The sequence below is a fragment of the Deinococcus malanensis genome, from assembly GCF_014647655.1.
GTDB lineage: Bacteria > Deinococcota > Deinococci > Deinococcales > Deinococcaceae > Deinococcus > Deinococcus malanensis.
This window is the reverse complement of the sequence record NZ_BMPP01000003.1, coordinates 197,172-210,736: the sequence shown is the minus strand read 5'-3', so window position 1 is coordinate 210,736 and position 13,565 is coordinate 197,172. Positions and strand designations below refer to the sequence as shown.

The following is a 13,565-nucleotide window of genomic DNA, read 5'->3' as shown; positions in this document are numbered from 1 at the left end:
TTCAGCTCCCGCCTTCGCGGAACCGGTAGCCGACTCCCCGTACTGTTTCGATGTAACGTGGGCGCTCCGGGTCGTCACCCAGTTTCTTGCGCACGGCCGTGATGTGCACGTCCACCACCCGCTCGGTCCCCGGAAAATCCGGTCCCCACAGGCGTTCAAGCAGGCGTTCACGGGTCCAGGCAAGGCCCGGATGCTGCGCCATGGCCGCCAGAAGGTCGAATTCCAGGCGGGAGAGTTCGAGGCCCACTCCATCTACCTGAACGGTGCGGCGCTTGAGGTCCATGTGCAGACCGTCGGAACGGATTTCCTGCTGAACACCGACCCGCCGCAGCAGGGCGCGCACCCGCGCCACGATCTCACGGGGGCTGAAGGGTTTGACCACGTAGTCGTCCACGCCATCTTCGAGCCCGCGGAGTTTGTCAGCCTCCTCGCCTCTGGCCGTCAGCATCAGGATCGGCAGGTCGAGCCCGGCGGCGCGCGCTTCACGGGCCAAAGTGGTGCCGGGCACACCCGGGAGCATCCAGTCCAGGACCGCCACGTCGGCGCGTACGAGCAGTCCCCGTGCCTGCAGCCCGTCACGCGCCTCCAGTACCTCGTGACCCTCAGCCCCCAGATAGGCCCTCAGGATTTCCAGAATCGCCGGGTCATCGTCAACGATCAGGACTCGGGCCACAGCCCTACCTTACTTGAGGTAAGCCTTGAACTCGTTGATTTCCTTGGCCTGCGAGCGGACAATGTCGCGCGCGAGTTTCAGGATCGTGGGATTGCTGGACTTTTTCAGGGCGTGATTGGCCATTTCGATGGCGCTGGCGTGGTGAGGAATCATCCCCTTGACGAAAGCCCGGTCGCGGTTGCCGGCCGTGCGGACATCCTTGACCATGCTGTCCATCATCTCGTTCATCTGGCTGGCCATGGCTTTATCGCTGCCGGCATGCTTGGCCAGCAGGCCCTTCATCAGGGCGATCTCGGTGTTCTGGGCCTTGATGATGGCATTGGCCCAGGTCCTGACCTGAGCAGATTTGGTTCCCGGCAACACGGCCCGGCTCATGTCCACTGCCGCCTGATGGTGAGGAATCATCATGCTGAGAAATGCGCGGTCAAAAGCCTTTCCGCTGAGCGATTTGAGATCCTGGTGCTTGGCAGAGCCGGTCGAATGGTGCATCCCGGAGTGGTTGGTCTGTGCTGAGGCAACAGACAGGGTGGCAGTCAGAAGAGTGATAGGCAGTTTCTTGGTCATAGGGGTTACCTCTGCTGTGCAGGCTATAGAGGGCCTGTTAAATTCCTGTAAAGGCCACCTCCGCCACTCCAATCCGAGTACGTTTTTATACGCACGAATGTACCTATATATTAGCGACTAATATTCTGGCAGACGAGTTGCGAGATCGGTTTTATACAAATGCGGAAACGAAAAGAGTGGCAATTACCGCCTGCCGTTGCCAGTCTCTCGACAGATCGGTCAGGTCATCGAAACAGCGCCGTCGCATAGCTTCAGCACCGGCACAAGCCCCTGGGCTGAACGTAGATTGGGTGGAGCGCCAGAGAAAGCCGCCAGACCGACCTGGAGCAGGATGGCACTCAAACCATTCTCTTCACTTCTACAACGGGGTCAGGACTATCATATATGTACATTCGTACGTATACTTAGACTGTGACAGGACTTCATCCAACCGACGAACGTGCAGTGACGATCCTGCGGCTGCTTCGGCATCCCAGCATCAGCGCCAGCGAGCAGCTCGACTCCCTGCTTCCGCTGGTGCAATTGCCAGGAATACAGAAGGTACTGCGCAGCAACCTTAAAACCACCTTCGAGGACGCGCGGAGCGACAACATCGATCTCAGCCGGCCCCCAGCAGACTTCCACGACTGGCTGGTCAAGCCATTAGGGCGCATCGGTGACGAACAGGGCGCGGCTAAGCCCAACACCTACAACGCCCGGGCCACCAGTCTTTCGCGGCTGTACGAGCGCTTCCGGGAACTGGGTGTGGTACCGGTCAACCCGCTTGATGGCCTGCCCCGGCATGCACGCGAAAGTGCGACCGATCCTCTCCCCTCCCGCGCCGAACTTCAGCTGGTGCACGCGCAGACTGCCGACGCACACGCACGCGCTGCCCTGCTGCTGATCGACGACCTGGCCTTTACCATGACTGATCTGTTGACCCTGCAGTGGCAACATGTCAACCTCAGCCGCGAAACACTGCTGCGCCGGACGGAATGCCGCATCCCCAGCCGGAGCCTCGACGCGCTTCACGAACTTGCGCGCCTGGACGCGGCGCCGCTGAATCCGGACGCGCAGAGCCAGCGGGTGCTTCCCTTCGACGAACGGACACTGCGGGCGCGGCTGTGGACCGCCTTCCAGAACGCGGGCGTGCGCTGGTCCACCCCCAGCCAGCTGCGCATGGCGGCGCTGCGCGACCACGGTATGTCCATTGCCGCCACGCCCTATCAGGCTGCTTCCCAGTTCGGGTTTACCAGCCCGCGGGCCTATCAGCAGGCGATGGAACTGGCCCGCAGCCTCAGCGTGCGCGACCCGGAGTCCGGAACGTAACAGCCAGGAGAGGAAGCGCATAGTCACCGTGTGCTTTACATGTCCCGAAGCTGAGCATCCGCACGCCTGCCGTGCAATATGCTGAAGGTATGCCTGATCACCATGGCACGCTCGCTCCGCCTACCCTCAGTGAGCGGCTCCAGGAAGTCACAGAAGCGCTGGCTGCCACCCGCATGCAGGAAGGCGTTTTTGAGGTCATCCTGCAGCCGGCCCGTGAGGCCCTTGACGCCCGCGCCGCGACCGTGCTGCTGGCGGGCCGCGGGGGATTGCATCTGGAGCGCGTCGCCATGACCGGCCAGCCGGAGGGGGGGGCCTCGATCTGGCACGGCGCCATGCTGGAAGACGATGGACCAGCGGCCGACGCACTGGCCCAGCGGCGGCCCCTGTTTTTTGAGCACGAGGGCGAGCTGACGCAGAAATACCCGTCGGTCGAGGCCCGCTCCGGAGCCACGGCCCCGGTCGTGGCCACCGCAGTCCTGCCCATGTTTCTGGACGACCGTCCTCTTGGCGTTCTCGTGCTGGACTTTCTGGAGCCGCACAAGTTTACCAAGGACGAGCAGCGGTTCTTAAGGACGCTTGCGGCGCAGTGCGCTATTGCCTTCGGGCGCGCGCGGCTGCTGCGTGACCTGGAAAGCCGCGTCACCGAACGGACCATTCAGCTCGAATCCCAGAACGACGTTCTGGAAGCGCAGCACGCCGAGCTGACCTCGCGGTCCGAGGCGCTGCGCCTGGCCAATGAGGAGCTCGACGCCTTCGCCATGTCGGTGTCGCACGACCTGCGCGCGCCGCTGCGGCACATCACCGGATTCCTGGGTCTGCTGCGCCGGTCGCTCGACGCGCCTCTCAGCGAGAAATCGGAGCGCTACCTCGGCCTGGTGGACGAGGCGGCCACCCGGATGAACACGCTGATCGACGCCATGCTCGACCTGTCACGCACCTCGCGTCAGCCCCTTCGCCTGACCCCCGTGGATGTCGGGGAACTGCTTTCCAGCGTGCAGGCAGCCCTGCAACCCGACACCGCTCAGCGGCAGGTGAGCTGGAACGTGGGCCCGATGCCGGTGGTCACTGCCGACCCCGAACTGCTGCGGCAGGTGCTGGTCAACCTGCTGTCCAACGCCCTGAAATATAGTCAGCCACGCACGGAAACGCACATCAGCGTGTGCGCCGAGCAACGGCCCGGTGAGTGGGTTTTCCAGATCACCGACAACGGGGTCGGCTTTGATCCCCGGTACGCAGGCAAACTGTTTACCGTGTTCCAGCGCCTTCACCGCCCCGAAGCGTTCGAGGGCATCGGCGTAGGGCTGGCCAACGTCCGGCGCATCGTCCTGCGGCACGGCGGCCGGGTCTGGGCAGAAGGTCAGGAAGACCAGGGCGCGACCTTCAGTTTCTCGCTGCCGCGCCCCCGATAGCGGCGATAAGACTCAGGAAGACAGCCCCCGGCTCACCCTTCCCGCGCCGAACCTGGATATACGGATGGCCCGGATCTAAGGATGGTAGGTGCGGGGCAGGCTGGCGGTGCCGAACCAGTAGGCGCCCAGCCGCTCCATCAGCTGCATGAAACCCGTCAGGGTTACCGGCTTGCTGACATAGGAGTTGGCGTTCAGGGCATAGGCGCGCTTCACGTCCTCGGGCGCGGTGGACGTCGTGAAGACCACGACCGGCAGATGAGCCAGCGCCGGGTCCCGGCGGATTGCCGTGAGCACCTCGAAGCCGTTCATACGCGGCATGTTCAGGTCGAGCAGCACCAGGTCGGGAAGGCGCCCACCGTCCTTGAGTTCATCAAGCTGATCGACCACTTCGCGGCCGTCGCGTGCCACCGTCATCACCACCGGCATCGCGGCAAGTTCGAGGGCCGCCTCCATCAGATAGACGTCGGCCGGATTGTCCTCGGCCAGCAGCAGCCTCACCGGTTCGGTGGTCACGGGCGCCCCGACCCTTCCGGGGAATCCGGCAGCCAGAAGGTAAAGGTGCTGCCCCGGCCCGGCACCGAGCTGACGCCCAGGGTGCCGCCGTGCCGCTCGGCGATCTTGCGGGCCAGTGCCAGACCGATGCCGTTTCCAGGCGCATCTTCACGCCGCCCCAGGCGCTGAAACAGGCCAAAGATCTTCTCGCGGTACTCCGGCGCGATCCCCAGGCCGTTGTCCTGCACGGTAATGTTCCAGCCGCCTGCGGTCCGCCCGGCCCCGATCTTGATCCAGGGGGCGTGGGCCGCACCGAAGGTCAGGGCATTCTTGACGAGTTGCAGCAGCAGCTCGCGCATACCGGCCGGGTCAGCTTCCACACTGGGCAGGTCGGCCGCGACCTCCACCTGCGCGCCGCTGCTGCCGATCTGGGGAGCGACCCCAGCCAGCACATCCTGCACCACTGCTGACAGCGCAAAGCGGCGGCGCACGACCGCCGGTGCCGACAGAAGCGCCGTGTAGGTGTGCAGGTCAGCCGTCAGACTGCGCAGCCGCGCGGTCTCGTCAAGCATGAAACGGATCATTTGCGCGGCGTTCTCGTCGACCTGATCGCGGTAGCGCAGCTGGAACAGCTCGGCGAACTGGGTAATCAGCCGCAGTGGTTCCTGCATGTCGTGAGCGATCACGAACCCGTACTGCCGCCATTCAGTGACCGAGCGCTCCAGCGCCTCGTTCAGGCCGCGCACGACACTCAGCCGTTCGCCCAGCGCGGCCGTCAGGGCCCGCTGAAGTTCCTGGGCCTCTTCGACCTCGCCGGCGTGCCACGGCTCGGCGTGGCCGCGCACGGTCTGCTCATAGGTCTCGAACGACCGGCGCGGGCCCAGCGCGTGCTTGGCCTGTTCGGGGGTCGCGCCGCCCCAGGCCACCGTTGTGGTGATGGCGGGGCGCAGCCACACCACACCCTCGGACCAGCCGGTACCGACACTGATGGCCAGCAGCCCGCTGGCCCGATCCGCGAAGGACGCCGCAGGCGGCCACTGCTCCCCCAGCGCCTCGGTCTGCACCAGAGTGCCGTCCTGCTCGCGCAGCCAGGACAGCAGGGCCTCGGTCTGGGCCGGGGTCGGCACCCGCCCGGAAGCCTGCCAGCGGCCTTCGAAAAAGACGATCACCCCGCCGGCGCGCATCAGTCCAGGCAGATCCAGGCTTTCGTCGGCGAATGTGGCCAGCGGGTCGACCGAATGGGCGGCCGCCCCGACGATCTGGGCGCGGCGCGTCTGCAGTCCGGCCCGGAAAGCGTCGGTGTCGGCACGGGTCTTGACCTGAACCTGCAGCGCCAGGAGCCGGCCCAGGTATTCCAGAGCCGTGCGGGTTTCAGGCGGCACCACGTAGGCCTGCTCATGGTGACAGGCGATCAGCCCCCACAGCCGGCCGTCCACCACGATGGACACCGACAGGCTCGACCCGACGCCCATGTTGCGCAGGTATTGCAGGTGCATCGGTGAGGTGCTGCGCAGCACGGCGCCGCCCAGGGGCGTGGGCTTCCCGCTGCGCGGACTGAGCACCGGCTCCAGCGCCACGGGCTCGGCGTGCGAATCGGCCGTCAGCCGCAGGAGGTGGCGCAGATACAGGGCGCGCGCCTGTGCCGGAATGTCCGACTCGGGAAACCGGTGGCCCATGAACGACTTCAGGTCCTCGCGGCGGGCCTCGGCGCGCACCTCCCCGCTGGCGTCCCCGGCAAACTGGTACAGCATCACGCGGTCGAAGCCCGAGATCTCGCGCACCACCTGGGCGGCCACCTGCAGCAACTCCGCCAGGGTCCGGGCATTTTCCAGCGCAAAGACCGCGTTTCGCAGGGCGTGTGACCCGCTGCGCTCCACGTCCGGGGCCGGCTCGAACTCGAGAATGTACATTTCCTCGGCCCGGTGGGCAGTCATGGCCTGCGGCCCACCCGGGCGCCCGGACGAGGCTGGTACCAGGGTGGTGCGGTATTGCAGGTGGTCGGGTGACCCTGGGGGCAGGGCGGCAGTCAGAGCCTGGAGGTCGGCCGCTGCCAGCAGGCTGCCCAGCGGGGCCCCGCGCAGGGCCTCCGGTACGTGACCCAGGTGTCGCAGGGTATTGGCACTCACCTGCAGGATCTCCAGGCTCACAGCGTCGGCGGTGAGCAGCGCCCCGTGAGGCTGGATGCTGCCGGGAATCTGAATCGGCTCACGCTCGCAGTTGTCGGTGGTGATGGCCGGTCCACCAAGGTACGTGGGTGGCAGCAGATCGCTTCCGGAACCCCTGGTCATGCCGGCGTTCCCGCAAGTACCCGCCGGAAGGCCTCGAAGGCCGTCTGGGCACCACCGATCACACGTTCCTCTGCTTCAATCGGCACTTCACGGTTCATGGCCTGCGTAAACGCCTTCCACATGGTTCCGGTGCGGGCGCCGTAGGCATGGAAATATGCCGCTCCGGTTTCGGGGGTCAGGCCCAGCGCGCTGTTCAGGTGCCGTCCGATGACCTGCCCGCCCAGCGTGGCCCCCTCAAGCACATACAGCACGCCGAGGGCCTCGGGCACACCCTGTGGCCGCAGAGGCGGCCGTGGAGCCGGCGTGGCGCCCGAGACCGCCTGCAGGTCACTGACCAGCAGGGGTGTTTTGAGCCTCGCGGGCAGTTCGAACGGTTCAGGCAGCGTCAGCGCCTGCAGTCCGGCTTCCAGCGGCTGGACAGCTGCGTAAATTTGCGTCAGCAGCCCGGCGTACGCAGGCAGAGTCAGGCCCGGGTGCAACACAGGCATCAGAGCTTCGACCTCCAGGTGCTGCGCCAGAGTGCTGTGTTTGAGGCGCGACATGATCATGGGTTCTGGCGACATTATCACGGGGGGTGTGAGAGTCTCCCTCTTGCGCATCAGCCCGGAGCACAAGCATTGGCTGTCTTTCTTTATGACCCAGGGTTATTATGATGACCTGCGCCAGAGGGCAAACTGGACCACACCAGACTGCGTGGCGTGCTCCAGCGTCAGGCCCGGAAGGTGACGCGAAATCCAGGCCAGGTCAGGAAAGTGCAGACCGCCGAGGTGACCAAAAGCCGTCTGCGCTGGACCCGGCGCGTGGGTCACGTACATCAGCCACAGACCGCCGCCAGGACGCAGCAGACGGTTTATTTCTGCCAGAAACAGGGCCGGACAGGCGGTCTCGTTGAGTGTCGCTCCGACGGTGATGCCGTCGTAGGTGTCAGCTTCCCAGCCAGACCGCTCCAGGTTGACCTGACGCCAGGAAATCAGCGGGGACGGGTGGCGTCGTGCCGCCTGCCGCAACATTCCGGCGCTGAGGTCGGCCGCGTCAACCTGGCAGCCGCACCCTGCAAGGACACCGGCGTAAAAGCCGGTACTGGTTCCGGCGTCCAGCCAGCGCTGCCCCGCTCGGGGGCCGGCGAGCGCCCTGAACAGCCGGGCTTCACGGTCCAGCCCGAAGAACTCTCCTGCCAGCAGGGTCAGGGACCTCTCCCGCCACCAGGGATATCCGAGAGGAGTGACGGGCAGAAAGTTGCTTCGCTGTGCCAGGGTCAGGGCGTTTGTACTCATGTTGCTCTCCAGGAGGACTCTTGAGGCGGTGCTGGTCCAGAATCTCGCGTTCGCGGTCAGCCAGGAGGACGGAGAACCACACCGGTACCACGTGTTGCCGATAGAAACACAATGCGAATGTTCCGACAAAGCGGGAATGACGCATCGAGTCAGCCCGGTTCCCAGGGCGCAAACCCACAGCGCTGCCCCGCCGGAACCACGGCAATGCAGTCCACGGCTCCAGCGCCGGAAATCTTCAGCCAGCGTATCTTTCAGGCCAACACGATTCCTTTAAGATTAAAGTAACTTAAGCCGGGTTGTGAACTAAGATGCATTGAGCCGCCCCGCCCACCCGATTCCTGGGAGACCTGCCATGCCTCAGCTCAACCTGCCTGACTCACCTCCGCTGGCCGCGCTGCGCTGGTGCCAGTCGGTGACCCGTGTGCACAGCCAGACCTTTTACCTGGGCTCGCTGCTTTACCCCCGACGGCAACGGCTGGCGGTATGGGCTGTGTACGCAGCCTGCCGGGTGGGTGATGACATCGTGGACGAGCAGACCGGTGAAGACGCCCGGCAGCAGCTTGACCGCTGGTGGGCCCAGGTCCAGGCAGCCTTCCGCGGCGATCCTGGGAACAACGCCATGCAGAGCGCGCTCGCGTGGGCCACGCGGGAATTCCGTATTCCGCTGAGCGCCTTCGCCGAACTGTACGAGGGATTCTGCATGGATCTCACGGGGGAGGTCTATCAGGGGCTCGGCGACCTGGCCCTGTACTGCCGGCGGGTGGCCGGCGTCGTGGGATTTATGGTTGCCCCAATCGGGGGCTACCGGGGCGGAGCACAGACGCTGGAACAGGCGCTGATGCTGGGTCAGGCCATGCAGCTGACCAACATCCTGCGGGATGTGGGCGAGGATCTGGCGCGCGGGCGGGTCTACCTGCCGGCCGACCTGCTGGGCCGGCACGGCGTCACGCTGGCCGACCTGCACGCTGGCGAGGTCACGCCGGAATACCGCCGGCTGATTCGCGAACTGTGCGGACTCGCGCGCGAGTGGTATTCATGGGGCCGCGAGGGCATCCCTGCGCTGGAAGGCCGGGCCCGCGTGGGGGTGGCCGCTGCAGCCCGGGCCTACGAAGGGATCCTGGACGACCTGGAGCTGCACGGCTACGACAACTTCACCCGCCGGGCGCATGTGCCGGGCCGCCAGAAACTGCGGCTGCTGTGGCAGGAATGCCGCGTGCACGCCCCTGCGCCTTCGGTGTGCCCGGTCAGCTGGGCCGAACAGCAGTACCTGCGGCTCAAGGGCCTGCGCGGCTGAAGCCCGGCCGGTCCGTCGGACTCCAGCACTCAGGTCACGGGGCCACCGTCCCGACCGACCAGGCTACGATGGCCGCAGCATGCCTCTTCCTCCAGAACTCACGCGGCGCAAGGTCGCCGTGATTATCGGCGCGGGCATTGGCGGGCTGAGCCTGGGCATCCGGCTCCAGAGCCTGGGTTTCGATACGACCCTTCTCGAACGTCTGGACGGCCCGGGGGGTCGGGGGTACCAGAAGCGCACGCCCGACGGTTATGTGTTCGACATGGGGCCGACCGTCATCACGGTGCCGCACTTTATCGAGGAACTGTTTACGCTGGAGCGGGACCGAAGCGCACTGGACGACGAGGATTTCCCGCCGGCGGTGCGCGAGGCCACCCGCGTCACCAGCGGTGAAAGCGGCGGGCCCCGTACCCGGGACTACGTGAAACTGGTGCCGATCCTGCCGTTTTACCGGATCATGTTCGATGACGGCACCTTCTTCGATTATGACGGTGACCCCGAGGGCACCCGCCGGCAGATTGCGGCGCTGGCCCCGGAGGACCTGGAAGGCTACGGGCACTTTCACCGCGACGCCCAGGCCATCTTCGAGCGCGGATTCCTGGAACTGGGCTACACGCATTTCGGTGACGTTCCCACCATGCTGAGCGCCGTGCCGGATCTGCTGCGCCTGGACGCGGTGCGCACGCTGTTTTCGTTCACGTCGAAGTACTTCCGCTCCGACAAGATGAGGCAGGTGTTCTCGTTCGAGACGCTTCTGGTGGGCGGCAACCCGCTGAGCGTCCCGGCGATCTACGCCATGATTCACTTTGTCGAGAAAACCTGGGGCGTCCACTACGCGATGGGAGGCACTGGCGCCCTGGTGCAGGGCATGGTCCGCAAGTTCGAGGAGTTGGGTGGAACGGTCCGCTACAGCGCCGGGGTCGAGGAGATCCTAGTCACCGACGTGTGGGGCCAGCCGGTACGGGCGCCACTGGGACACCGCCGGGCGCGCGGAGTCCGCCTGGAGAACGGTGAGAGCATTCCGGCCGACCTGGTGGTCAGCAATGGCGACTGGGCCAACACCTACCTCCGCCGCGTTCCGCGTGCGGCGCGACTGGTGAACTCGGACCTGAGGGTACGCGCCGCCCGTCAGAGCATGAGCCTGCTGGTCATCTACTTCGGCTTCCGGGATGATGGCCGGCCGCTTGGGCTGCGTCACCACAACATTCTGCTGGGGCCACGCTATGAGGCGCTGCTGCGCGAGATTTTCGGGCAGAAGGTGCTGGGCGCGGATTTCAGCCAGTACCTGCACGTGCCGACCCTGACCGACCCGGGTCTGGCTCCGGAAGGCCACCACGCGGCATACACGCTGGTCCCGGTTCCGCACAATGGCAACGGCGTGGACTGGAAGGTTCAGGGGCCCCTGCTGGTGGACCGTGTCCTGGACTACCTGGAGGAGCGCGGGGTCATCCCCGGGCTGCGCTCACGGCTGACGCATCTGGAGTACGTCACGCCGGACTATTTCGAGACGACGCTCGACAGCTATCTGGGCAACGCCTTCGGGCCGGAACCGGTCCTGGCGCAGAGTGCCTTCTTCCGCCCGCACAACCGCAGTGAGGACGTGAGCAACCTGTACCTGGTGGGGGCCGGGGCGCAGCCAGGCGCCGGAACGCCCAGCGTGATGATGTCAGCCAAGATGACTGCGCGCCTGATTGCCGAGGACTTCGGCGTCACGGCCGAAATGACAAACTAAGCCGCCAGCCCGGGGTGCGGCCACCAGCCCCCGGGGAAGAAACTCGCGTGGACGCCGTCCTCTACCCGAAGTCCGGGCCGCCCAGCGGGTCATATGGCAGACCCAGCAACTGACCTGAGGCGTTCCAGCCGGACAGCACCGACAGGGGCACGCCTCCACCAGGAAACACCGTGCCCCCGGCCTGCGCCAGGTTGCTTATTCCCGGCACGCGCCAGCCCGGACGCAGGCTGCCCAGGAGGCCGTGAGGCGCGCGCCCATACAGGGCCCCGCCACGGGCGGTCCGGGCATAGTCGGCTGGCGACAGGGCCCGCAACTCCTGGACCGGCAACGGGAAACGCGCCTGAAGCTGGCGCAGCAACAGCTCCGCGTACAGTGCTGAGTGCGCGCCAAGGTCAGGCTGCGGTGGCGCATTGACCAGCAGGAAGGCCCGCTGTCCATCCAGGTGCAGGTACAGGGTGGGCTTCTGTGGAAGTTGGCCCCGTCGGATGTCGTGCCATTCCTGACGGTAATCCTGGGGCCAGAAGACATGGTGGCCCTGGCCGTGATCCCCGGTCAGCCGCAGTTGCAGGGCGAATCCGCTGACCCCCAGACGAGTGGCGCCACCGCGTCTGCCCAGCCACCCAGCGGTCAGGTGGTGGTCTGCTGCGCTGACCCAGGCGTCGGCCGTAAAGACCCCCCGCGAGGTGTGTGCCGCCACCACCTGAGCGCCCCGGGTGTGGAGCGTACGAACCTCGGTAGCGTGCTCAAATTCGACGCCCCTGGCCCGGGCTTCTACGTACATCCGGGCCGCGAGCTGTAGCAGGCCGCCATCCAGATGCCACACGCCGCCTCCCAGTTCGACCCAGGAAATGTTGTGCAGCACGGCCGGGGCCCGGTAGGGATCGGCGCCCAGGTAGGTGGCAAAGCGCAGCCAGAAGGGGGTCAGGAAAGGACCGCTGTCCACCAGACGGTGCAGGGAGGTCAGCGGCGCGGCGTGCCGGCCATGACGCGCCGCGTACCGCGCCAGTCCCGCCAGCCCCGGAGGCGGCGCAAAGAGAAAGGTGGAAGCCGCCGCCTCGTACAGCTCGCGGGCGAGGGTCAGCAGGCGGTGGTAGTCCCGGGCCTCTGCTGCGGTCAGCTGAGCCTGAGTGCGGTCCAGCGCGCCGGGCACGACTGGCGCTTCGGGGCCGAAGGTCCGGCCGTCCGGCGCGTGGTAGAGGGTCACCGGCCGGGCGGGGTCCAGCGCCGGGGGGGCCCACCCGAGACGGTCATACAGGGCCCGGAACACCTGGGGCATGGTGACCACCGTGGGACCGCTAGAAAAGTCCTCGTACCCCAGCGCGGCCTTACCCCCGGCGCGGTCCAGTCGGTCAAGGACGGTGACCTTCGCGCCGGCACGCGACAGCCGCAGCGCCGCCGCCAGCCCGGCAAAACCCGCCCCGATTACCACGACATTCATGGTCGGTCCTGTGAATAGTAACGCCCCTTCCATTCCACATTCCGGCGCAGGGCGCGCAGGTACACCGGCAGGGCCGCCAGGGGCAGCACCGGGGCCAGCACTATTTCCGCGAGGTCGGCCGGTCGGGTGCGGCCGGTCAGGACCCTGACCAGCAGACCTTCCAGCCCCGCCAGCACCACCGGGCCCGGACGTCCCCTCAGCAGGGGCAGCGTATAGGTGATCAGGTTCAGGACCCAGGACAGGCTGAGCGCCAGCCGGGACCCCCCGTGGACCGTCAGCACATTCTTGCCAAAGCCACGCACCGAATCCGGATACGAGCGGTACATCCGCACGCGGATCAGGTCGCGGCCCAGCGCCACCGATACCCGGCCGCCGGCGGCCTTGACGAGCTGCGACAGCGCGACGTCCTCCAGCAGGTGGTCGTGCACCGCCGCGTGCCCACCGAGCCGGGCATAGATTCCGCGCCGGAACAGCATGACCTGACCGTTGGCCGCGCTGGCCTGCCGGTGCCGGAGCCGCAGCAGCGGCGCGGGCAGAAGTGTCAGCAGCACGTGGTCCACCAGTGGGGTCAGCAGCCGTTCCCCGCCCGTGACGTTGGCCTGCCGGGGAAAGACACTCAGCAGGTCGGCTCCGGTGCGCTCCAGTTCGGTCAGCAGGGCGTCCAGTGCCCCGGGCGACCAGGACACGTCCGCATCGGTAAACAGAAGGAATTCTCCCCGGGCCGCCTGAGCCAGCTGATGACAGGCCCAGGTCTTGCCATTCCAGCGCGGCGGCAGCGGCTGACCCGCCAGAACCTGCGCCCCCCGGCTGCGGGCCACCTCGCCCGTCTGGTCCTGGCTCTCGTCGTCCAGCACCAGAACTTCAAGCGCTCCCTGACACAGCACGCCGCCCAGTGTTTCCTGAAGGGTGAGCGCCTCGTTACGGGCCGGGATCAGCACCGACACACGCCGCGCAGCACGCACACTGACCCCGGAGGGCCGCAGCCGGGGAAACGTCGCCACGTTGACCAGAGCCACGCCGACTTTCAGGGTCAGCACGGCCCAGGGCAGGGCGCGTATCAGGGTCCTCATGGTGCTGGGCTCATTGGTCTTGG

Annotated in this window: 12 protein-coding genes; 4 read left to right on the top strand and 8 right to left on the bottom strand. The window is 66.4% G+C overall.

Annotated elements, in window-relative coordinates:
- Position 1 precedes the first annotated feature (1 nt).
- Together IEY49_RS04970 and IEY49_RS04965 are read right to left on the bottom strand one after the other, a co-directional pair.
- Positions 2 to 673 (bottom strand): response regulator transcription factor, encoded by a 672-nt coding sequence (locus IEY49_RS04970; RefSeq protein ID WP_189005134.1) that lies wholly within the window; start codon positions 671 to 673, stop codon positions 2 to 4.
- 9 nt (positions 674 to 682) lie between these two features.
- Positions 683 to 1,237, bottom strand: coding sequence for a DUF305 domain-containing protein (locus tag IEY49_RS04965; RefSeq protein WP_189005132.1), 555 nt, complete (start codon positions 1,235 to 1,237; stop codon positions 683 to 685).
- 411 nt (positions 1,238 to 1,648) lie between these two features.
- Here IEY49_RS04965 and IEY49_RS04960 point away from each other — a divergent pair, with 411 nt between their 5' ends.
- Together IEY49_RS04960 and IEY49_RS04955 are read left to right on the top strand one after the other, a co-directional pair.
- Positions 1,649 to 2,545, top strand: a complete 897-nt coding sequence (locus IEY49_RS04960) for an LOG family protein (protein WP_229780639.1) — start codon at positions 1,649 to 1,651, stop codon at positions 2,543 to 2,545.
- Positions 2,546 to 2,634: 89 nt separating this feature from the next.
- Positions 2,635 to 3,954, top strand: coding sequence for a sensor histidine kinase (locus tag IEY49_RS04955; RefSeq protein WP_189005130.1), 1,320 nt, complete (start codon positions 2,635 to 2,637; stop codon positions 3,952 to 3,954).
- Between the two features lie 75 nt (positions 3,955 to 4,029).
- Here IEY49_RS04955 and IEY49_RS04950 read toward each other — a convergent pair whose 3' ends face one another.
- The 4 genes from IEY49_RS04950 to IEY49_RS04935 form a co-directional block, all read right to left on the bottom strand.
- Entirely contained in the window at positions 4,030 to 4,467 is a 438-nt protein-coding gene (locus IEY49_RS04950) for a response regulator (RefSeq protein ID WP_189005127.1), read from the bottom strand.
- Positions 4,464 to 6,734, bottom strand: coding sequence for an ATP-binding protein (locus IEY49_RS04945; protein WP_189005125.1), 2,271 nt, complete (start codon positions 6,732 to 6,734; stop codon positions 4,464 to 4,466). Before IEY49_RS04945 ends, IEY49_RS04950 begins: the two co-directional genes overlap by 4 nt.
- Positions 6,731 to 7,282, bottom strand: coding sequence for a biliverdin-producing heme oxygenase (locus IEY49_RS04940; protein ID WP_189005117.1), 552 nt, complete (start codon positions 7,280 to 7,282; stop codon positions 6,731 to 6,733). The genes IEY49_RS04945 and IEY49_RS04940 overlap by 4 nt, the downstream gene beginning before the upstream one ends.
- 99 nt (positions 7,283 to 7,381) lie before the next feature.
- Positions 7,382 to 8,008, bottom strand: coding sequence for a class I SAM-dependent methyltransferase (locus IEY49_RS04935; protein WP_189005115.1), 627 nt, complete (start codon positions 8,006 to 8,008; stop codon positions 7,382 to 7,384).
- A gap of 352 nt (positions 8,009 to 8,360) precedes the next feature.
- On the opposite strand from IEY49_RS04935, the gene IEY49_RS04930 reads away from it, so the two are divergent.
- Complete coding sequence (locus tag IEY49_RS04930; RefSeq protein ID WP_189005113.1) at positions 8,361 to 9,302, top strand: phytoene/squalene synthase family protein; 942 nt, start codon at positions 8,361 to 8,363, stop codon at positions 9,300 to 9,302.
- Positions 9,303 to 9,381: 79 nt separating this feature from the next.
- The gene (gene crtI / locus IEY49_RS04925) at positions 9,382 to 11,034 is read left to right on the top strand and encodes a phytoene desaturase family protein (protein WP_189005111.1); all 1,653 of its coding nucleotides are present in this window, start codon (positions 9,382 to 9,384) and stop codon (positions 11,032 to 11,034) included.
- 61 nt (positions 11,035 to 11,095) lie between these two features.
- Here crtI and IEY49_RS04920 read toward each other — a convergent pair whose 3' ends face one another.
- Both IEY49_RS04920 and IEY49_RS04915 read right to left on the bottom strand, forming a co-directional pair.
- Positions 11,096 to 12,472: a phytoene desaturase family protein gene (locus IEY49_RS04920; protein WP_189005109.1), complete on the bottom strand. Its 1,377-nt coding sequence runs from the start codon at positions 12,470 to 12,472 to the stop codon at positions 11,096 to 11,098.
- Positions 12,469 to 13,542 carry a glycosyltransferase family 2 protein gene (locus tag IEY49_RS04915; RefSeq protein WP_189005107.1) on the bottom strand — a complete coding sequence of 358 codons (1,074 nt, stop codon included), beginning with the start codon at positions 13,540 to 13,542 and terminating at the stop codon, positions 12,469 to 12,471. Before IEY49_RS04915 ends, IEY49_RS04920 begins: the two co-directional genes overlap by 4 nt.
- Positions 13,543 to 13,565: the final 23 nt, after the last annotated feature.

Excerpts from the sequence above, each read along its gene's own strand:
- IEY49_RS04955 (WP_189005130.1), top strand. The coding sequence starts at position 2,635 with ATGCCTGATCACCATGGCACGCTCGCTCCGCCTACCCTCAGTGAGCGG.
- IEY49_RS04920 (WP_189005109.1), bottom strand. The coding sequence starts at position 12,472 with ATGAATGTCGTGGTAATCGGGGCGGGTTTTGCCGGGCTGGCGGCGGCG.
- IEY49_RS04945 (WP_189005125.1), bottom strand. The coding sequence starts at position 6,734 with ATGACCAGGGGTTCCGGAAGCGATCTGCTGCCACCCACGTACCTTGGT.
- IEY49_RS04930 (WP_189005113.1), top strand. The coding sequence starts at position 8,361 with ATGCCTCAGCTCAACCTGCCTGACTCACCTCCGCTGGCCGCGCTGCGC.
- crtI (WP_189005111.1), top strand. The coding sequence starts at position 9,382 with ATGCCTCTTCCTCCAGAACTCACGCGGCGCAAGGTCGCCGTGATTATC.
- IEY49_RS04935 (WP_189005115.1), bottom strand. The coding sequence starts at position 8,008 with ATGAGTACAAACGCCCTGACCCTGGCACAGCGAAGCAACTTTCTGCCC.
- IEY49_RS04915 (WP_189005107.1), bottom strand. The coding sequence starts at position 13,542 with ATGAGGACCCTGATACGCGCCCTGCCCTGGGCCGTGCTGACCCTGAAA.
- IEY49_RS04940 (WP_189005117.1), bottom strand. The coding sequence starts at position 7,282 with ATGATCATGTCGCGCCTCAAACACAGCACTCTGGCGCAGCACCTGGAG.
- IEY49_RS04965 (WP_189005132.1), bottom strand. The coding sequence starts at position 1,237 with ATGACCAAGAAACTGCCTATCACTCTTCTGACTGCCACCCTGTCTGTT.